The organism is Candidatus Proelusimicrobium excrementi (genome assembly GCF_937881865.1).
Taxonomy (GTDB): Bacteria; Elusimicrobiota; Elusimicrobia; order Elusimicrobiales; family Elusimicrobiaceae; genus Proelusimicrobium; species Proelusimicrobium excrementi.
The window spans coordinates 1-19,761 of record NZ_CALGEO010000022.1 but is presented as its reverse complement, the minus strand read 5'-3'; the positions used below and the strand labels follow the sequence as shown (position 1 = coordinate 19,761).

The window sequence follows — 19,761 nt, the reverse complement described above, 5'->3', positions numbered from 1 at the left end:
GATAGAAGCTTCCAAGAGAAGGCCTTTGGGTAAATTTATTTACGCTTTGGGGATAAGGCACGTCGGAGCGAAAACGGCCGATTTGCTGGCTTCGGAATTCGGTACGGTCGAAAAGCTTGCCTCCGCGGCTTTGCCCGACTTGGAAAGGATAGAGGAAATCGGCCCGGTTATCGCCAAGACGATATATGATTTCTTCGCCTCGGAAGAAGTTAAAAAGGAACTTAATTCTTTCCGCCTTTACGGAGTAAATCCCTTGCCGGCCCCGGCGAAAAAAGAGGGCGGCCCTTTAAGCGGAAAAACTTTCGTTTTTACCGGGGAACTCAAAACAATGTCCCGCACGGAAGCGGAAGCATTGGCCAAAGCCAACGGAGCTAAAACTTCCGGATCGGTTTCTTCAAAGACTTATGCCGTGGTGGCCGGCGCGGAAGCCGGAAGCAAGTTAAAAAAAGCTGAGTCTTTGGGAATAAAAATCATGAGCGAAGAAGATTTTTTGGCTTTGCTTAAAAACTGAAAAAGTAAAATTCGGTTTTGTTCCGCATACAGAATGTTTTTGCCAAATCTATAATTCCAAAAGGCTTCTTACTTTTGTATAATATATACAGTAGTAAAGATTCTACGGCAAGAGTAAAGGAAATATGGTAGCCAAAAAAAATCTGTGCGTGCTGATACTCGCAGGGGGTAAAGGCACGAGAATGAAGTCTTCCCTTCCCAAACCGTTGCATAATATTTGCGGCGGGCCCATACTTTCGCACATACTTAAAACGGCGCAGAAACTTAAACCCGCCGCGATAGGCGTGCTTACGGGGCATCAATCCGAATTTTTAAAACAAACGGTTAAAGACAATCTTAACAACTGGGGCATAAAAACCCCGGTGGAATTTTTGTTTCAAAAAGAACTTACCGGCAGCGGTACGGCGGCTAAAGATTCCGTCCCTTTTATAAAAAAATACGACAGGGTTTTAATCCTTGCCGGGGACGCGCCTTTGGTTAAAGCGGATACTCTTAAAAATTTGATTAAAACCCATGAAGCCAAAAGAGCTTCCTGTACGGTTTTTACCGTTACCGTTGATAATCCTTACGGTTACGGGCGCATAATCAAAGCGGAAGACGGTTCCTTCAAGAAAATAGTGGAACAAAGCGAAGCCGACGCCGAAACCGCGGCGGTAAAAGAAGTAAATTCCGGTATGTATGTTTTTGATACGGCCCCGCTTATAAAAATGCTTGCGCTGCTGCGTCCGCAGGGCGTTAAGAAGGAATATTATCTTACCGACACTCTTGGCTTTTTAAAGCAGAATTCTTACGGGGTGGAGGTTTTCAATGCGGAGGATTTTACTGAAGCTATGGGCATAAATTCCAAGAAACAGCTTGCCGAGGCCGCAAAAATAATGCGCGCCAAAATCAACGATAAATTTATGGAAGAAGGCGTAACTTTCATTAATCCGGAAGTTACTTATATTGACCCGGAAGTCAAAATAGGCGCGGACAGCACTGTTTATCCGAACTGCTACATACAGGGCAAAACCGTAATAGGCGAAAACTGCGTAATCGGCCCGGACTGCTGGATAGAAAATTCCAAAATAGAAGACGGGGCCGTTATAAAAAGCGGCAGTTATATTACGGATTCTTCCGTCGGCAAAAATTGCCAGGTTGGGCCTTACGCCCATTTAAGGCCTATGGCCGTTTTGAAAGAAGGCTCCAAAGTGGGCAATTACGTGGAAATTAAAAAAGCCGTAATAGGCAAAGGCTCAAAAGTTTCCCACCTTACTTATATAGGCGATACCGATATGGGCGCAAAAGTCAATATCGGCGCCGGGACCATCACCTGCAATTACGACGGCGTAAACAAATTTAAAACCGTCATAGGCGATGAAGTTTTTGTAGGTTCCAATACGAATTTTGTTGCACCCGTTAAAATAGGCCGCGGCGCAAAAATCGGCGCGGGCTCCACAATAACGGAAGACGTCCCTTCCGCGGTTTTGGCAATTGCCAGGGCCAGGCAGGTAAATTTAAACAAAAAGAAAGGAAAATAAAAAATGATACGTTGCCAATGTTCCAGAGATTTAAAGGTTTTTACCTGTAATGCCAACAGGGCTTTGTCCGAGAAGATCGCCAAGCATTTGGGCAAGGAATTGGGCGCTTTGCGCGTTGACAGATTCGCCGACGGCGAAGTCGATGTGCAAATCTTGGAAAGCGTACGCGGCGCGGATTGCTATATAATCCAGCCGACGTGCTCCCCCGCCAATGAAAATCTTATGGAACTGCTCGTCGCCATTGACGCGATGCGCCGCGCCAGCGCGGGCCGCATAACGGCGGTTATACCGTATTTCGGCTATGCCCGCGCGGACAGGAAAAGCAATCCCCGCGTGCCTATAACGGCAAAACTGGTTTCCAACCTTATAGCTATGGCGGGCGCGGACAGAGTGATGTCCATGGATTTGCACGCAGGCCAGATTCAGGGCTTTTTTGATATCCCGGTTGACCACCTTAGAGCCAGAGGCGTATTTTTGGAATATTTCCTTAAAAACAAACCTAAAGATTTAGTTATAGTTTCACCCGACGTAGGCGGTGTGGAACGGGCGAGAAAATTCGCCGCTAAAATGGAGGCCGGCCTTGTTATTATAGACAAACGCCGCCCCAAAAAGAACGAAGCCGTCGTTTACAACGTAATCGGCGACGTAAAAGACAAAACGGTAATTATAGTTGACGATATCGTCGATACGGCTGGTACGCTTTCAGCCGTAGCCAATAAAGTTAAAGAAAACGGCGCAAAGAAAATCTATGCGGTATGCACGCACGGCGTACTTTCAAGGGACGGCGTTGACAAAGTGGATCATTCCGCAATAGAAAAATTATTCATTACCGACACTTTGCCGGAAAAGCGCAAAGCCAGCGATAAAATTCAGGTGCTGAGCATAGCCCATATTTTCGCCGACGCGATAAAGCGCAACCATGACGGCAGTTCTATAAGCGAGATGTTCAAATAAACGAAGTAAAGATTTCAAATAAACAACAGAAGTTGGAGGAAGTAACAAATGGAAAAAATTAAAGTAGCAGCCCAGGCCAGGCAGAAAGCCGGCGTAAGGGGAGAACTTTCAAAATTAAGAGCGACCAAACAGATCCCGGCCGTAGTTTACGGCGCAGGTAAAGAGCCGGTCAGCATTTCAATAGCGGAAAAAGATTTAATCGCCGTACAAAAAGCCGGCGGCAACGTAATAGTTGAAATTACCTTGCCCACCGGCACCGAACAGGCCATCATCAAAGAAGTACAGTATCACGTAGTAAAAGATACGCCGATTCATATTGATTTCCAGAGAGTTTCCATGGACCACGCCATTGAAACCGTCGTGCCCGTAGTATTAACCGGCGAATGCGCTTTTGCTAAAGCCAACAGCGCGATTGTGGACCACGTACTGCGCGAAGTAACGATTAAATGTCTGCCGGCAGATATTCCGCATCACATTGAAGTTGACGTTACCAACGTAACGATTGAAAAACATGTTTCCGTAGCGGATATCAAAGCCCCCAAAGGCGTAACGATACTCGGCGAAGGCGACAGAACTGTTGTTCACGTACTTATGCCTAAAGACGAGGCTTCCGCTGCCGCCGCGGCTCCTGCAGCCGACGCAGCCGCCCAGCCTGAACTTTCCGCCACCAAAGGCAAGAAAGAAGAAGGCGAAGCAAAGAAATAAGTTTGTATTTAACTGGGGCGCAATAATATGCGCCCCTTTTTTATTAGAGTGCTGTACGCGGCGTATGATTTTGCCGCTCTCAGCTTAAAATTTAAGGAAATTTTTTGAATATATGCCGCAAACGTTTTTAATAGCCGGTTTAGGCAATCCCGGCCGCCAATATGAACATACCCGCCATAATGCGGGGTTTATGGCTTTGGACGTTTTTGCGGAAGGGTTTTCCCCCATGTGGAACAAATGGCAGGGAGATAAAGGTTTGTATGCCAAAACGGAACTTTCAGGCAATACCGTTTATCTTTTAAAACCCATGACTTTTATGAACCTTTCGGGTTATGCCGTAAGGTCTTTTTCCTCTTTTTATAAAATACCGCCTAAAAACATTTTGGTAATTTTTGACGATATGAGCCTCTCTTTGGGTTCCGTGCGTTTAAGAGCGGGCGGAAGAGCGGGCGGCCAAAACGGAATGCGTAATATTATTGAGCAGTTAGGCACGCAGGATATCCCGCGTTTAAGAATAGGCATAGGCCCGCGGCCAGCCGTATTTGAAGGAAAGGATTTTGTCCTTTCCAAATTTTCTTCCCAAGAATCACCCCTTTTAAAAGAAGCTTTAATCAAAGCCGACGCCGCCGTGCATGATTTTATCGTAAACGGCATAGACGCGGCCATGACCAAAGCCAACGCAAAATAGATTTTTAAATTAATATTTAGGAATAGAATATGTTTTCACAGCTTTCAGGTTGGATGCAATATTTGTACGTCATATTATTTATGATGATTTGCGGATACGGCGTTCCTTATTTGGGCGGATTTAATTCCGGATGGGGCGAAAAGAAAAGGAACAAAGTTTATGCGGAGCGTATTAAAAGGGCAGCATTCCTTTTGGATAAAGGCGCGAACGTTAACACTCCCGACGTCCCGTTGGTAAAGGCAATGGACACACCCGGGGCTTTTAATCTTCTGCTTGATAACGGCGCCGACGTAAATATAAAAACCAATAACGGGGAAACGGTTTTTGATATGTACTCCACGCCGGAAGTTGAAGCCGTGCTGGAAGCGTATAAAAAACAGAAGTTTTTCGGCAAATAAAAAAACCCCGGTGTTTAAGCCGGGGTTTTTTGCTGTAAACAAAGATTTTATTTATTGTAAAATTCTTTGATTTTGTTGCAGACTATATTGATTTGTTCTTCCGTGATTTCCGGGAACATCGGGATTGAAAGAACTTCCTGCGCGGCCGCTTCGGTGTTGGGATAGTCTTCCGCTTTGCAGTTTAAGTGAGCATAGCAGGGCTGTTTGTAAAGCGGAACCGGGTAGTAAACGGCGTTGCCGATATTGTTTTCTTTCAGGAATGCGCTTAAACCGTCGCGGTCTTTAACGCGTATCGTAAATACGTAATAGCTTTGGCTCCAGCCTTCGGGCGCGGCCGGCGGCAGGACAACCTGTTTAATTCCCGCTAAATGTTTTCTGTAGAGTTCCGCGGCTTTGGCGCGGTTTTCGGTCCATTTCGCCAAATGTTTTAATTTTACGCCCAGTATCGCGGCCTGGATTTCGTCCATTCTTAAGGTTGATCCTTCTCTGTCATATTCATAGGCTTTGCCCAAAGAACGCCCGCTGTGGCGTATGCTTGAACAGGCGTCGGCGATTTCTTTATTATTGGTAACAACCGCGCCGGCGTCGCCGCAAGCGCCTAAGTTCTTGCTGGGATAAAAGCTGAATGCGCCGGCGTCGCCCCAAGTACCGGTATATTTGCCGGCGCAGAGGGCCAAGTGGCTTTGCGCGCAGTCTTCAATAACTTTAAGATTGTGTTTTTTTGCGATGGCCATAAGTTCGGGCATATTTGCCGGGTAACCGTACAAATGCACCGGCACTATGGCTTTGGTTTTGGGGGTTATTTTGCGCTCTACGTCTTTAGGGTCTAAGTTATAAGTCAAAGGGTCTATATCGGCAAAAACAAAGTCCGCGCCCGTGAGGGAAATGGAAGTCGTGGTGGCCACAAAAGTAAACGGAGTGGTTATAACTTCGTCGCCTTTGCCTATGCCGGCCGCCATAAGGGCTATTTGTATCGCGCTCGCGCCGGAAGAGCAGGTTACGCAGTATTCGGCGTTTAACGCTTTGGCGAAATCGGCTTCAAACTGCTGCGTTTTGGGGCCTAAAAGCCACTTCATGGAGTTTAAGGCTTCAAGCGCAGCTTTATTGATTTCTTCTTTAAGGCTGTCGTGCTGTTTCTGCAAATTAAACAAAGGTACGGCTGTATTGTTTGTCATAATTATTTATCCAGTGATTTAATCTCTTTTATCAATATAAGTTCTTTAAAGCTTTCGGTGAAAGCTTTTTTGGACATGTTTATTATCATTTTGACGATAAACATTCCGTCTTCCTTAAATAAATCTTCTTTAATTATTTCCGCATTGTGTTTTTTGAGGGTGTCGTTTATTTTTTCAACTACGTCGGGCGAAGGCTCGCATTTAATCGTAAGGGAATCGTAAAGCCTGACATAATCAAAGCTGTTCATAAGTTTGCGTAAGAACAACTGCAGTATCAATACGAAAATCGTTGCCGTGCCGGCGATTACAAACTCCCCGTAACCGGCGGCCATGCCTACCGCGGCCACTATCCAAATGCCGGCGGCGGTGGTCAAGCCGGAAATTTTATTGCCTTCGCGCAGTATTGAACCCGCGCCGAGAAAGCCTACCCCGGCCACTATCTGCGCGGCGATTCTGGCGGGGTCTCCGCCGTAATTAAAAGCGGAAGCTATGGAAAGCAATGTAAACACCGCCGATCCGGCGCAAATTAAGGTATTGGTGGCAAAACCGGCCGGTTTATCGTGGTATTGTCTTTCAAGCCCGATAATGCCGCCCAAAATCAGCGCGGCTAAAATCCTTAATATTACATCTTCGGTAGTTAGCATATCAGTATTTTGACGCGACGGGTACGACGCTTAAAATGATAAAGTACAACAGCATTACCGCTATACCCACCGGCAGGGCATCTTTGGCCCACTCCTTGCTTTTAATTTTAAATTTGGACGCGCAAATAATATTGGGAATATTTCCAGGGATAAGAAATCCGCCGGAAACGATTAAAGCCATAAGTAAAAATTCTATTTGTTTGTTGGTCATACTGGGCACTATTTCCGCCGCGGCCAAAGTGGCGTTATCCAAAATGGCGGAAATGGAGTTCGCCCAATACAAGGCCCATTCCGGCAGTTTCAAAATGCTGATTTCCGCCAGCGGCGTCAGCCCTTTGCCGAAGAGCACCAAAGCCATTACGAACAGGAATACTTTTGAGGCTCTTAAAGCTATATCTTTTATGCTTTCAGCTTCCACTTTCCTTTTGGAAGAAATTTGCGGTTCTTTGATTCTTGCGGCCAATACGGAAAATAACAATACTCCCGGCAAAATAAATTCCCAAAGCAAATTAAACAGATAAAAGAATCCTGCGTTATGAGGTTCCCCCGCCAGCTTGCTCGTAACTATTGTTGAAAGAGGTTCGCCCAGCGGCGTCAGCACGGCGCCCATGCCTATGGCGAAACAGCCCATAACTATTACGTGTATAGTGTCCCTTTTGGAAAGGCGCAGGGTTGAGGCGATTTCGCAAAGCACCAAAGCCGCTATTATGGCGGTTATTACGCTTGAAAGAAGCGACAGCCCGAAAACCAAAACGATTATTGTCGGCTTAAGGCCGATTTTATCTTCTATCATTTCTATAAATTTGGTTACGGTCCCGCGGAACTTCCTGAAAAGAAGCCCCGTAATCAATACTGCTAAAGATATTTCAATAGGTTCGGTAAAAGCGTGCCCGACCAGTTCCCAGCTCCATGCGCCGGTAATACTGACGGCTAAAATGCCGAGTACGAAGAGAAAGGCTTCAAGTTCTTTTTCAACGGCGTGTACTGTAAAAGGAAGGAACAAGGCCAAGCATACAATTATGCTTAATAGAATTATTACTGTTGTCGTCATAGTTTTATTATATCAAAAAGGCGGCGCGCAAATATAAAAAAGCCCGCCGGTTAAGGCGGGCTTTAAGAAAAACTTAAGAACTATATTTTTATGCCGACTTTAAGCATCAAAGAAACGTCGGATAAATAGCTGGTGTCGGGGAATTTGGAATCGTCCATCCACCAGTGGTTGTATCTGGCTTCAAAACCCCAAATAAAGATATCATTGATATCTGATTCTACGCCCAAGCCGACGTAAAGCGCGGGTTTCGTGTTGGATTCGCTGTCTTCTTGTCCGTAGTAGCTTTCTTTAATTTTTCCTTTGTATTTTGCAAAACCTACGCCCAAAGGTACGTACATTCTGGTTTTTGCGTCGGGAGCAAAGTTAAATTTGCCGGCCAAGAACATGCTGTATTTGTTGGCGGAAGTTTTAAAGTGTTCCTCCATACCTATTCCGTAAATGTCATATTCTGCTTCACTGTAATTGGTTCCGTTAAATTCCAACCCTAAACCGATGTTTTGGGTAAGATAGTGCATAATTTGAATGCCGTAAGTTCCGCCGACGTCGGCGTAATCAAAATCAGCTCCAGAAGGTCCAAATCCATATTCTGTTGTAGGAACGGCAAAACCGCCCAATACGGAAATATGGGTCATACCTTTGTCTATGCCCTGGTCAATGCCCGCAAAAGCCGGCGTAAGCAAAGCGCACAGCACCGCGGCGGTAAACAGTTTTTTCATGTAATTCTCCTTATAAACCAACTTTTTAACTACAATTTATTTTATCTTATTTTATTAAAATTAGCGTTTGCGTTGTATCGCGCAGGTAATACATATAAAAAACCGCCTTTTTACAGGTGGTTTATGGTTTAAAAAACATTGTCGTAAGCCGGATTCCAGCTTTTATAATCTACTATGACCGGTTCTTTCTTTGGGCTTTTGCCGATAGTTCCCTGTTCCGCGCTTTGCATGGTTCTATCCCAAAAGCCTTGCGCTTTAAGCACCAATTCCGCCACTTCTCTGAAAGCGCCTTTCCCACCGGGGGTATCGGTTACGTAGAGGCTGCAGCCTTTTACTTCCTGACGGCTGTTTGCGACGGCGCAGGGCAGGCCTATAGCCTTTAAAGCCGGAATATCTATAAAATCGTCGCCTATAAAGATAATTTCTTCCGCTTTAAGGCCGGTCCTCTTCATAAAATCCTGCATTGGGGCAAGTTTTGAAAGAAAATTATAATACAAAAAATCCATTCCCAAAGATCGCGCCCGGCGTTCTGTGGCGGGGGCATTTCCGCCGGTAATTATACCGGTGATTATGCCGCAGTCCCTCAGCATATGGAAAGCTATGCCGTCATACGCGCTGAATTTTTTTATTTCGACGGTGTTTCCTTCCGGCGTTACAAAAAAGTTCATAGTGGAATCCGTCAAAACGCCGTCTACGTCCGTAAGGACGGCCTTTATCTTTTTAAATTTTTCCAAAAGTTCTTTATTGTTAATCATAAATATATCTTAATAAATTTAGGCGCAAAGGTAAAAAATTATATAATGGATATTATGAGGAAGATATATATTTTTGCGCTTTGTTTTTTGGTTTTGGCCTGTGCGCCTAAAACCTATATCAGTAAAAGCTATGATTTTAACAATTTAAAGAGAATAGGCGTTTTGGCCTTTTCTTCCCCCGAGGACGCCTTCAGCGGAGCGGAAAATCTTTTTACCAAAAGCCTTATAAAATACGGGTATACCGTGGTGGAAAGGGCGCAAATAGAGGAAGTCTTAAAAGAACATAATTTGTCTACAACTTCTTATCTGTCCCCGGCCGTTACCAGGCGGTTGGGCAGAGTTTTGGGGGTGGATGTTCTGCTGACGGGGGAAATTACTTCCTATATGCCGGAAAGCAAACAACTTGTTTATAACATGACGAAACGCTCTTCAAGCGAGCCGGTGTTTGCCAAAGAAGTGGTTAAAGATACTGAAGGCAACGTCAAAGTAAAAAGCACCTATGCCGGGCAGCAGTACACAAACAGCAAAGACGTTTATCCCGTGGAATATACCATTTACGCGCAAGTCGGCGTAGTGGCCAAGATGATTGACGTAGATACGGCCGAAATAATTTGGGTCGGCGACGACACCAAAGAAGGCGTAAGCGGGCTGGACGCGCTTTCTTCAAGCGCGAACGCTTTGATAAAGAATTTTGATAAAAAGGTGCGTAAAGCCAAACAAGGCAAATTATGAACGGAAGCGGAGAAGAAGAATTTGAATATCACGGCGGAAGTTCGGCTTTTTGGCTGATACTTTGCGCCGTTTTGGTTCCGTTGGCCTTATTTTTTTTAAGGCAGATGATATATGTGCCGGTCAATACCGTTGTGGTAAAAGATTTTGTGTTGGATGGAAGTAAGGAAAAGGCCAGCCCGATAAAAAAATATTTTCCAAAGCCTTATTCCGTAAACGATTTAGCTGGAGGAGATTATGATAGACATTAAAATTTTAAACGCCGAAACAGAGGAAACAAAAAAGAGATTGGCGTCCAGAAATCCCAAATTGGCGGAACTTGCCGATAAAGTGCTGGAAGAAGAAAAAGCTTATAAAGCCGCCCTTTTGGAAGTGGAAACTTTAAGAGCGAAGAGAAATGAACTTTCAAAAAAAATAGGTGCGGTAAGAGCCAAAGAGGGCCCGGAAGCCGCCCAAGCGGTAATGGAAGAAGCAAATAAACTTAAAGAAGCTATGCAGGGCAAAGAGCAGGAAGTATCCGCGCTTAAAGATAAAATAACCCAAACCCTTATGACTATCCCGAATCTTCCCGATGCGTCCGTCCCGGTAGGCGCCGACGAAAAGGCCAATGTGCTGGTTAAAGAAAACACTTTGCCCATACCGCAATTTGATTTTAAGGTAAAAGATCACCACGAACTTGGGGAAAATTTAGGCATTTTGGATTTTGCTACGGCCGCGAAACTTTCCGGCAGCCGCTTTGCTTTGTTAAGGGGCGACGGCGCCAGGCTTGAACGCAGCTTGATAGCTTTTATGCTGGATTTGCACGCCAAAAACGGCTATACGGAATTTATGCCGCCGGCAATAGTCAACGCCGAAGTGCTTTACGGTACCGGCCAGCTGCCTAAATTTAAAGAAGATATGTATCACGTAGACGGCGAAGGCGACCAGTATTTGATTTCCACCGCCGAGATCCCTTTAACAAATATGCACCGCGGCGAAACTTTGCAGGATACCGATTTGCCCAAAGCCTTTACGGCCTATACGCCCTGCTTCAGGAAAGAGGCCGGTTCTTACGGTAAGGATACCCGCGGGCTTATAAGGCAGCACCAGTTCAATAAAGTGGAAATGGTATGGCTGGGCAAGCCGGAAGAATCCATGGATATTTTGGAAAAAATGACCTGCGAAGCGGAACTCGTCCTTAAAACCTTGGGTTTGCCGTATAGAAGGGTTTTGCTTTCCACCGGGGATATGGGATTTTCTTCCGCCAAAACTTTTGATTTGGAAGTTTGGTTCCCCAGCCAAAACACTTTTAGGGAAATTTCTTCCTGCTCCAACTGTACTGATTTTCAGGCCAGACGCATGAATCTGCGCTTTAAACGCGCCGGCGCAAAAGGTACGGAATTTGTCCATACTTTAAACGGTAGCGGCGTCGCCGTCGGCAGAACTTTTGCGGCGATACTGGAAAATTATCAGCAGGCGGACGGAAGCATCGTCATACCGGAAGCCCTGCGCCCTTATTTCGGCAAAGACAGGATAACAAAGAATGCTTAAAAAGCTTTGTTTGATTTCGGCTTTTGCTTTGTCGCCTTTATTTGTAAGTGCCGATTCGTTAACGCCGGAAATTTTGGCTTTGGCCGATTCCGGCGTTAAGGCCGTATATGCGCTGGATTTCAATACGGCGGAAGCAAACATCAATCGTCTTTTGGCGCAGTATCCAAATTATCCGCTTGCGCTTTTCGGCAAGACTATGATTGAATGGTCCCGCTTTGAATATGAGTACGAAAAAAGCAATCCCGAACAAGCGGACGTGTTTGAAAAGAGCATTTCCGATTCTATCGACGGAATAAAAGCCTGGCTTAAAGAAAACGGCCCCGAGGCCCAAGCTTACCTGGCTTTGGGCGGAGTTTACGGCGTAAAAGCGCGTTTTGAGCTTGCAAACAGAAGCTATGTAAAAGCGTATTTTTCCGGCAGGAAAGGCCTTAAATTCATGAACAGAGCGACTAAGCTTGACCCGGAAATGTATGACGCTTACTTGGGCGAGGCCGTATATCAATACTATGCCGGCACCCTGCCCGCCGTAGTTAAAGTTTTGGCCAAACTGGTGGCCAGCGGCGACGCGCAAAAAGGCATAGACTACCTTAAGATGATTAAAGAAAAGGGCCGCTTCAGCGCGGATACCGCCACGTTGCTACTGGTGGAAATAGCCATAGAAAGCGATAAATATTACAATCCACCTTTGGCCGATAAATATATTCATGAAATACTGGCCAAATATCCCGATAATCCTTTATATAATTTCGTTGCGGTAATAGCCGCTTACGAAAATAAAGAATACGATAAAGTTTACGCTTCCGCGGAATCCTTTTTAAATGATATAGGCGTTAAACCTTTGTATAATGACATTTACACGGCGCGCTCTTATACCGCCATGGGAACCGCTTTAATGGCGAAAGGCGATTATAAAGGCGCGGCGGAAATATTTGAAAAGAGCCGCGAGGCCACCAAAAATCAGGATATGAGCCGCTGGCAGCTTTTTAACGAATTGCGCCTTGCCCAATGCTATGACGCCCAAGATAAGAGAGATCTTTCCGAACCTTTATACCGTTCTATTTTGGAAAGGAAAGAAAATTGGGGCATGGATGATTTGGCAAAACGCCATTTGAAGGTTCCGTTTAAACCCGGAACGGAGCTTGGCAGGATGTCCCCCCCTTAAGCTCTTGTTTTTATTTTTGTTTTCCGCATAATATATAAGGCCGGCCGAAAGCCGGCCTTAGACATACCTTATGTAGTAAGAGGGGGGAAAATGAAAAATAAGTATACGGCAGTATTATTATGCGCTGTATTTGCGCTTGCGGCTTCTTCCGTATTTGCGCAAAAAGGGAAAGGCCCTTGTGCAAAGGGAGCAATGGCCAAAGGCTTTATAGCCGAAGACTGTGCGGCCTTCTTCCCTAAAGCCTTGGGCGGACATATAGGTTCTTTTGACGACAGAGCCGAAGCCTATATGGAAAACAATTCCTTTTGGGAAACCTGCATCCAGCCTTATTTGGATAAAGGCCAAAACGTTATCGTTAATTTTTTGACTTATACGGAAACCGAAGGCCCTACCGCCAGGGATGTGGCGCAAGCCGTAAGAGCGGCTAAAGACTTCAAAGAAGAGTTTGACGATTACGTTGAAGACGTACAGGAATATACCGGCGTTTACGAAAGGCCGGAAGCTTTTACGTATCTGCAGGTTCCTTCTTCCGTAAACACCAATAAACAGCTTATGAAAGAAGTCAAAAAGGCCAATAAACATTATAAAGCCAAAAGCGATATGCCGAAGGTTATAGTCAGCGTTAAATTTATGCAGGCTCCAAAACCGGAAGCCGTCGGTTTGGTAAGAGTAGCGGGTCCGTCTTCCAAAGCGAAAGCTTTGCCGGCCATGCCGGAAAAACCCATGGATAAAGATATGGCCCGCAAAGATACGGCCCGCAAGGATATGCCCCGTAAATAGAACTTATGGGCGCAATTTAAACCCCGGTTTGCGCCGGGGTTTTTTTGTTGTTTTTCCTTAAACCGTTTGCCGCATAGGGCGGCTTTCGGCCGGGAAATTTATAAATAAAAACCCCCTTTTTTATAAGGGGGTTTAAATCATTGAGAAAAAGGCAGGCCTTTTATTTGGCGTTTACCATTTTTGCTCTGGAGATATCGCCTTTCTTATCTAAGAAATAAAGAAAGCCTTTCTCTTTTTTAATGCCGGCTTTGGCTACCTTTTTGGCTTTGCCGCCTTTTTTGCCGCCGCGGGCCATTTGTACTCTGGAAACGTCGCCGTCTTTATCAATATAATAAAGGAAGCCGTCTTCACGTTCTACACCAACTTTAAGAACTTTTTCTGCCATGGTAATTCTCCTGCTTGGAATAAGGCTTTACAGCCGATATCACAAGTCTAATAAAAAAATTTAATATATGCAAGGGATTTTTTAGGTGCGGAGGGAAGGTTGTTTTACCGTCGGAGGACAGCCGGGCGCGGTTATTTTGTTTCAAAATCCCAAGCGTTTTGGCCGAAAGTTTCTTCTATAAAATTAACCAAAGCGTTGTGTATGACGATTCTCGGCGAGGCTTTTATAAGGAATTTTTTGCCGTTTTCCTCAAATTCCAGATAAACCATTGTAAGGCCCTGCGCCGCCTGTAGAAAGGAATTGAGTTTTAGCAAATCTTCCTTCTTGCAATCCGAAGGCAAATGCACTATAAAGCGTGCGGCCTTTCTGGCAATCACGTTTAAAATCGGCTCCACGTTTGAAACCATAATTTCCGGCTTGGCGGAAAGTTCGTCCCCGCGTATATCGCCGGTTACTATTACGGCTTGGTTTATTTCCACCCTGTCGTTTATGGATGCCCACGCGCGGCTGAAAGCGTTTGCCGTTATTGACTGGGATTCGTCTTCAATAGTAAGCTGGGCCCAGTTGTCTTTATTTTTGGTTTGACGTTTTTTAATTCTGGAAATTATACCCGCAACTTCCACGGTGCCGATTGTGGGGTTGTCCTGCAAGGTGGAAATATCGGTTTTAAGGATTTTCTTTATATGCCTGTTGTATTTTGTTAAAGGGTGCCCGGAAAGATATAGACCGAGAACTTCCCTCTCATAATTTAAAAGTTCGGCTTTGGTCAGAGGCGGAACCTTTTTAAGTTCCGGTTTGGCCTGTATGGTTAAGTCCACCATTCCTTCGCCGAATAAGGTTGTTGAGGCGCTTTCCTTTTCCTGTTTTATCTTTATGGAATGCGTTACAACGGGGTCGATATCGCTTAAAAGCTGGGCTCTTACCGAAAGTGGATCGCCTTCGTATAAAGAGTCAAAAGCCCCGGCCATGGCGAAAGATTCCAAAGATTTCCTGTTGGCTAAATAAAGGTTAATCCTTACGCAAAAATCATATAAATCTTTATAGGGGCCGTTTTCTTCCCTTTCTTTTACGATGTTTTTGCAGCCTTCCTCGCCTACGTTTTTTATTGCGGTAAGGCCGAAGCGTATGGCCTCTTTGCCGTTGGGCTGCTTTTCCACGCTGAAGTACGGTTTTGAGTGCTGAACGTCGGGGGGAAGAATGTCAAAACCCATTTTGCGGGCTTCCTCAAGATAAGTTACGATTTTGTTTTCTTTGTCGGAAGAACCTATGGCGTTGTGGCCGATTTCGTTGGTAAGAGAGGCGCACATAAATTCTATAGGATAATTTGCTTTTAAGTAAGCCGTCTGATAAGAAACCAAAGCGTAAGCCACGGAATGGGATTTGTTAAAGCCGTATTCGGCGAATTTGGCCATTTGGTCGAAAACTTTATTTGAAAGTTTGGATGGAACATTGTTCTTTTCCGCCCCGGATATAAATTTGGCGCGGAACTTTTCCATGATGTCGATTTTCTTTTTACCCATGGCTTTGCGCAGGGTGTCGGCCTCGCCGGGGGTAAACCCGCTTAGAGCTTTTGAAACTTCCATAATCTGCTCTTGGTAGATCATGGTGCCGTAAGTTTCGGCCAAAATCGGTTCCATAAGTTTATGGTCCACCGTAATTTTTTCGGTGCCGTTTTTACGCTTGACGAAGCTGTCAAGCATACCGCTTTGCATAGGGCCCGGCCTGTAAAGCGCCACCAAAGCCGAAATATCGCTGAAAACGCTCGGCTTTAAGCGTTTTACCAAGTCTTTCATGCCGCCGCTTTCTAATTGGAACACGCAGGTCGTATGCGCCGCCTGTAAAAGATCGTAAGTTTTTTTGTCGTCTAAAGGTATATTGTCTATATCAATGTCTATACCGTGCAGCTCTTTAATCATCTTTATTGTATTATCGATGACGGTCAGAGTTTTTAGGCCCAAAAAGTCGATTTTTAAAAGACCCATGTCGGAAACGGTGTTGCCTTCGTACTGCGTGGTTATAATGCCTTTTGATCCTATTGAAAGCGGAGTATATTTCGTTACTTCTTCTTTGGTTACCAAAAGCCCGGCCGCGTGAACGCCCGTATGGCGTTTAAGGCCTTCGATTTTCATTGCGTATTCAAAAAGCTGCTTTACTTTGGGGTTGGCTTCCATTTCCTTGCGGATTTCCGGGACTTGCTCTATCGCGCTGTGTATGGTGGCTTTTAAATCGTCGGGAATATACTTGGCCAAACGGTTGGTATCGGTTACGCTGAAACCCAAAACGCGGGCCGTATCTTTAAGGGCAAGCTTGGCTTTCATAGTACCGAAAGTGATGATTTTGGCTACGTTTTTATTGCCGTATTTTTGGCGCATGTATTCTATTACTTTCTCGCGCCCCGCGTCGGAAAAATCGATATCCAAGTCAGGCATGCTGACGCGGTCGGGGTTTAAGAAACGTTCAAAAAGCAATTTGTTTTTTAAAGGGTCCAGCTTGGTGATATCCATACTGTAAGCCACTATTGAGCCCGCGCCGGAGCCCCTGCCCGGGCCTACGGGTATATCGTGGCTTCTTGCGTATCCGATAAAATCCGCCACAATTAAAAAGTAAACTGCAAAGCCCATGGAAGATATTACCGAAAGTTCATAATCCAGCCTTTGTGCGTATTCCGGCGGAATTACGTCCGATCTTAACTTCTTTTTTAATCCTTCAACGCATCTATACCTTAAATAATCCGTATGAGAAGTAAATTCCGGCGGAATTTCGAAATTCGGCATTACGAAGCCTTCTTTCTTCATTTCCAAGTTGCATTTTTCCGCCACTTCCAAGGTGTTTTTTATGGATTCGGGCGCAAAATCAAAAAGTTTTGCCATTTCGTCGCCCGTTTTAAAATAGAGTTCATGCGTCGTCATTTTAAGGCGGTTTGGGTCGTCAAGAGTTTTGCCCATGGCTATACACATGTGGATATCATGCGCCTGCCAGTCCTCGCGTTTTTCATAGTGGCAGTCATTGGTGGCAACCATAGGTATGCCGGTTTTCTTTGAAACTTCCAAAAGCACCTTAAGAGCGGCCTGTTCTTCCGGGATGCCGTGATCCATTATCTCTATATAATAATTGCCCTTGCCCAGCATTTCCTGATACTTCAAAGCCAGTTTTATTGCTTCTTCCTCGCCTTTGGTTATGGCGGTTTGGGCAAGTTCCCCTTTAAGGCAGCCGGAAAGCACTATAAGCCCGGCTTTGTGTTTGGAAAGCAAGTCGAAATCTATTCTTGGGTGGCGATAAAATCCGTCAACCCACGCGTCGGAATTTAACTGCATTAAGTTGTGGTATCCTTCCAAATCTTTGCTTAAAAGCGTTAAGTGATTGTAAGATGATTTGTTTTTGTCTATGACGTTATATTGAAAGGGGGTAGTATAAAATTCGCAGCCGATTATCGGTTTTACGCCGACTTCGCGCGTGTTTTTGTAAAATTCCATCGCGCCGTACATATTGCCGTGGTCGGTCATAGCCATGGCTTTGATTTTTTGTTCGGCCAGCCCCTTTAAGAATGCGGAAGGGCCTTTGCCGGCAATGCGTATCATGCCGTCCAGCAAAGAATATTCCGTGTGATTGTGCAAATGTACAAATTCCGTCATTTTATTTTGCCGCTTAAAAAAGCTAATATAAAATCAAGCTGAGTTTTGGAGGCTCTATGACACATTATAGTAAATTAGTAGAAAAGAAAATTAAAAGCGAAAAGATTTACAGGGGCGTTACCGGTTTTAACCGCGATACGGTAAAACTCGTAAACGGAAAAACGGCCTTCAGGGAATATATGCTGCACCCCGGCGCAAGCGCCGTTTTGGCTTTTGTGGACGGCAAAGTTCTGTTTGTTGAGCAATTCCGCTACCCCGTTGATAAAGTTACGCTGGAGCTCCCGGCCGGCAAAATGAAGAAAGGGCAAAGCCCTTTGGCCTGCGCCAAGGCGGAACTGGAAGAAGAAACCGGTTATAAAGCCGGCAAAATGAAAAAGCTTTTAAGTTTTAACACTTCGGTCGCATTTTCAGACGAAGTTTTACATATTTATCTGGCCGAGGGCTTAAAACCGGGCAAAATGCATTTAGACGAAGACGAATTTGTCAACGTAAAGCTTATAGATTTTGATAAAGCCCTTAAAATGGTGCAAAGCGGAAAGATAACAGATTCCAAGACGGTTATCGCGCTTTTATATTACAAAGCTTTTTATTTATAATTTTTAATGATAAAGCCGCGCTTGCGGGCGCAAAACCGTTTTAAAATTTGGCTCTTTGCGGTTCCGTTTGTTTTAAAGAGAGGCAAAATTTTATAAAATCACTCTAATGGAAATAATATTGGAAGGTAAAACTTTAGCAGCCGCCATAAAAGAGAAACTGCCGGCCAGAGCGCGGGAAGTCGCGTCCGCTTTGGGCCGCGCGCCTAGGCTTGTCGGCATTTCCTGGCAAGGCGATTACGCGGGGCATCTTTATTTAAATAAAGAAGCCGCCGCCGCCCGCAAAGCCGGGATAAGGGCGGATATCGTTTTGGTGGATGAGAGTACTTCCGAGAAAGACTTTAAAACTCTGCTTTCAAAAATTTACGAAGACGATTCCGTCGACGCTCTTTTGATACCGCGCCCTCTGCCGCCGGCTCTTAACGGGCTTGACATTTCCGTACTGATAAATCCCAAACAGGATATAGACGGGGCCGGGCTTATAAGCATGGGCCGTTTGTTTATGTGCAAAACTTGGGCCGATGTGGAAGCGTTAAACACTTTTGTACCCTGCTGTCCTTTGGCCGTGATGCGGCTTTTGGAATATCACGGCGTAAATTTGCGCGGCGCGAAGACGGCGGTTATCGGCCGCAGCAATACGGTCGGAGGGCCTTTGGCCAAAATGCTTATGTGCAAAGACGCCACCGTAACGGTCTGCCATACCAAAACCGCGGATTTGAAGGATGTTATTTATAATCAGGATATCGTCATCAGCGCGGCGGGGCGGGCAAGATTTATTAAAAAAGATATGGTAAAAAAAGGTACAATACTGATAGATGTCGGAACCAATCAGGATGAGGCCGGCGTCTTCTGCGGAGACATTGACTTTGAAAATATTAAACAAAGCTGCGCCGTTTCCCCGGTGCCGGGCGGAGTCGGGCCTGTAACGGTGGCTTGCCTGCTGGAGAATATTTTAAGCGCGGCTGAGAGGAAATTAAAATGAAAAAACTTTTATTCTTTGCTATTATCCCCGCTTTTATTGCCGGCTGTTACGGCGGCGGGTCTTCTTCCGGCAATCTTAAAGGGAAAACCTTTAACGAACAAATAGCCGAATTGGAAAAAGAACCCGTGCCGGAAGATTATAACGCTTCCGATATTCCCACGGCTTTGCAGAACGAAGCTGACAGAGCCATGGAAGTTTCCGCAGAAGCCCAAAGGGAACGCCGCGGAGTCGCGCCTTTGGTGGAATCAAACTATATCTTTAGGGTAATGCCCGATAAAGGCACTTACAGCTTTGACGAATATAATCAGGTTTGGACCGACGAACCGAAACTGGCCGATTATAAGAATACAAAAAGGCTTTGGAAAAAGCCCAGAGCTTTCAAGCCGGAAGAAGTTGAGCAAGACGCACCTTCTTCCGATACCTATTCCGGCGATGAGTATACTTATGATGAGTAACCACTAGTATTATCGCTGATTGAATTTAAAACCCCCGGCTTTTAAACCGGGGGTTAATTTTTTGTAAAAAGTTTTTATTTATTGCATGTTTTTTGAAAGCAAATCCGGGAAATCGCTGAATACTCCGTCCGCGCCCATGGCTTCAAGTTCGCGCGCGCGCCGGCAGTCGTTTACAGTGTAGACGAAAGTCTTTAAACCGTTTGCTTTGCAGGTTCTTATAATGTCGGCGTTTATTCTTTTTTCACTCATGTGCACGCCGTAAGCGTTTATGCTTAGGGGTTGATTAACGTCAAAGCTTCTGGTAAGAACGCCGATTTTAATTGAACTTTCTATGGCGCGAACGCGTTGCAGAGTTTCAAAATCAAAGGAAGATAAAAGCAAATTTTCTTTGCGGACG

General features: G+C 45.2%; 22 protein-coding genes. 14 read left to right on the top strand and 8 right to left on the bottom strand.

All coding sequences use genetic code 11. The features are described from left to right. The 6 genes from ACQY26_RS01540 to ACQY26_RS01515 all read left to right on the top strand — a co-directional run. Window positions 1–511 (top strand): helix-hairpin-helix domain-containing protein (locus ACQY26_RS01540; RefSeq protein WP_428047322.1); only part of this gene is annotated, 511 nt, incomplete at its 5' end. Between the two features lie 124 nt (window positions 512–635). Then, window positions 636–2,030, top strand: a complete 1,395-nt coding sequence (gene glmU, locus ACQY26_RS01535; protein ID WP_428047321.1) for a bifunctional UDP-N-acetylglucosamine diphosphorylase/glucosamine-1-phosphate N-acetyltransferase GlmU — start codon at window positions 636–638, stop codon at window positions 2,028–2,030. 3 nt (window positions 2,031–2,033) lie between these two features. Next, complete coding sequence (locus ACQY26_RS01530) at window positions 2,034–2,984, top strand: ribose-phosphate diphosphokinase (protein WP_428047320.1); 951 nt, start codon at window positions 2,034–2,036, stop codon at window positions 2,982–2,984. Window positions 2,985–3,032: 48 nt separating this feature from the next. After that, entirely contained in the window at window positions 3,033–3,689 is a 657-nt protein-coding gene (locus tag ACQY26_RS01525) for a 50S ribosomal protein L25 (RefSeq protein ID WP_428047319.1), read from the top strand. Window positions 3,690–3,801: 112 nt separating this feature from the next. Next, window positions 3,802–4,377, top strand: a complete 576-nt coding sequence (gene pth, locus ACQY26_RS01520; protein WP_428047318.1) for an aminoacyl-tRNA hydrolase — start codon at window positions 3,802–3,804, stop codon at window positions 4,375–4,377. Between the two features lie 62 nt (window positions 4,378–4,439). Continuing rightward, the gene (locus ACQY26_RS01515) at window positions 4,440–4,775 is read left to right on the top strand and encodes a hypothetical protein (protein WP_428047317.1); all 336 of its coding nucleotides are present in this window, start codon (window positions 4,440–4,442) and stop codon (window positions 4,773–4,775) included. Window positions 4,776–4,822: 47 nt separating this feature from the next. On the opposite strand, the gene ACQY26_RS01510 is transcribed toward ACQY26_RS01515, so the two are convergent. From ACQY26_RS01510 to ACQY26_RS01490, 5 genes are all read right to left on the bottom strand, one after another. Further along, window positions 4,823–5,950, bottom strand: coding sequence for a DegT/DnrJ/EryC1/StrS family aminotransferase (locus ACQY26_RS01510; RefSeq protein WP_428047316.1), 1,128 nt, complete (start codon window positions 5,948–5,950; stop codon window positions 4,823–4,825). Between the two features lie 2 nt (window positions 5,951–5,952). Further along, window positions 5,953–6,594: an MgtC/SapB family protein gene (locus ACQY26_RS01505; protein WP_428047315.1), complete on the bottom strand. Its 642-nt coding sequence runs from the start codon at window positions 6,592–6,594 to the stop codon at window positions 5,953–5,955. Window position 6,595: 1 nt separating this feature from the next. Further along, window positions 6,596–7,645, bottom strand: coding sequence for a DUF1646 family protein (locus ACQY26_RS01500; protein WP_428047314.1), 1,050 nt, complete (start codon window positions 7,643–7,645; stop codon window positions 6,596–6,598). An 80-nt stretch (window positions 7,646–7,725) separates the two neighbouring features. Then, window positions 7,726–8,361 (bottom strand): outer membrane beta-barrel protein, encoded by a 636-nt coding sequence (locus ACQY26_RS01495; protein ID WP_428047313.1) that lies wholly within the window; start codon window positions 8,359–8,361, stop codon window positions 7,726–7,728. 128 nt (window positions 8,362–8,489) lie between these two features. After that, a complete protein-coding gene (locus ACQY26_RS01490; protein WP_428047312.1) occupies window positions 8,490–9,116 on the bottom strand; it encodes a KdsC family phosphatase in 627 nt (208 codons plus the stop codon). A 54-nt stretch (window positions 9,117–9,170) separates the two neighbouring features. Here ACQY26_RS01490 and ACQY26_RS01485 point away from each other — a divergent pair, with 54 nt between their 5' ends. The 5 genes from ACQY26_RS01485 to ACQY26_RS01465 all read left to right on the top strand — a co-directional run bounded on the left by ACQY26_RS01485 (window position 9,171) and on the right by ACQY26_RS01465 (window position 13,317). Further along, entirely contained in the window at window positions 9,171–9,848 is a 678-nt protein-coding gene (locus tag ACQY26_RS01485; RefSeq protein WP_428047311.1) for a CsgG/HfaB family protein, read from the top strand. Next, window positions 9,845–10,096, top strand: coding sequence for a hypothetical protein (locus ACQY26_RS01480; protein WP_428047310.1), 252 nt, complete (start codon window positions 9,845–9,847; stop codon window positions 10,094–10,096). Before ACQY26_RS01485 ends, ACQY26_RS01480 begins: the two co-directional genes overlap by 4 nt. Next, window positions 10,083–11,375, top strand: a complete 1,293-nt coding sequence (gene serS / locus ACQY26_RS01475; RefSeq protein ID WP_428047309.1) for a serine--tRNA ligase — start codon at window positions 10,083–10,085, stop codon at window positions 11,373–11,375. The genes ACQY26_RS01480 and serS overlap by 14 nt, the downstream gene beginning before the upstream one ends. Continuing rightward, entirely contained in the window at window positions 11,368–12,537 is a 1,170-nt protein-coding gene (locus ACQY26_RS01470; protein ID WP_428047308.1) for a tetratricopeptide repeat protein, read from the top strand. Before serS ends, ACQY26_RS01470 begins: the two co-directional genes overlap by 8 nt. Window positions 12,538–12,627: 90 nt before the next feature. Beyond that, entirely contained in the window at window positions 12,628–13,317 is a 690-nt protein-coding gene (locus ACQY26_RS01465) for a hypothetical protein (protein WP_428047307.1), read from the top strand. Between the two features lie 160 nt (window positions 13,318–13,477). On the opposite strand, the gene ACQY26_RS01460 is transcribed toward ACQY26_RS01465, so the two are convergent. Both ACQY26_RS01460 and dnaE read right to left on the bottom strand, forming a co-directional pair. After that, entirely contained in the window at window positions 13,478–13,702 is a 225-nt protein-coding gene (locus ACQY26_RS01460) for a hypothetical protein (protein WP_428047306.1), read from the bottom strand. Window positions 13,703–13,833: 131 nt separating this feature from the next. Further along, complete coding sequence (gene dnaE, locus ACQY26_RS01455; RefSeq protein WP_428047305.1) at window positions 13,834–17,334, bottom strand: DNA polymerase III subunit alpha; 3,501 nt, start codon at window positions 17,332–17,334, stop codon at window positions 13,834–13,836. 56 nt (window positions 17,335–17,390) lie between these two features. On the opposite strand from dnaE, the gene ACQY26_RS01450 reads away from it, so the two are divergent. The 3 genes from ACQY26_RS01450 to ACQY26_RS01440 all read left to right on the top strand — a co-directional run bounded on the left by ACQY26_RS01450 (window position 17,391) and on the right by ACQY26_RS01440 (window position 19,364). After that, on the top strand, window positions 17,391–17,930 hold the full coding sequence (locus tag ACQY26_RS01450; RefSeq protein WP_428047304.1) for an NUDIX hydrolase: 540 nt from the start codon (window positions 17,391–17,393) through the stop codon (window positions 17,928–17,930). A gap of 106 nt (window positions 17,931–18,036) precedes the next feature. Continuing rightward, window positions 18,037–18,909, top strand: a complete 873-nt coding sequence (locus ACQY26_RS01445) for a bifunctional 5,10-methylenetetrahydrofolate dehydrogenase/5,10-methenyltetrahydrofolate cyclohydrolase (RefSeq protein ID WP_428047303.1) — start codon at window positions 18,037–18,039, stop codon at window positions 18,907–18,909. Next, window positions 18,906–19,364 (top strand): hypothetical protein, encoded by a 459-nt coding sequence (locus tag ACQY26_RS01440; RefSeq protein ID WP_428047302.1) that lies wholly within the window; start codon window positions 18,906–18,908, stop codon window positions 19,362–19,364. The genes ACQY26_RS01445 and ACQY26_RS01440 overlap by 4 nt, the downstream gene beginning before the upstream one ends. Before the next feature lie 78 nt (window positions 19,365–19,442). On the opposite strand, the gene ACQY26_RS01435 is transcribed toward ACQY26_RS01440, so the two are convergent. Continuing rightward, window positions 19,443–19,761 (bottom strand): glycerophosphodiester phosphodiesterase (locus ACQY26_RS01435; RefSeq protein WP_428047301.1); only part of this gene is annotated, 319 nt, incomplete at its 5' end.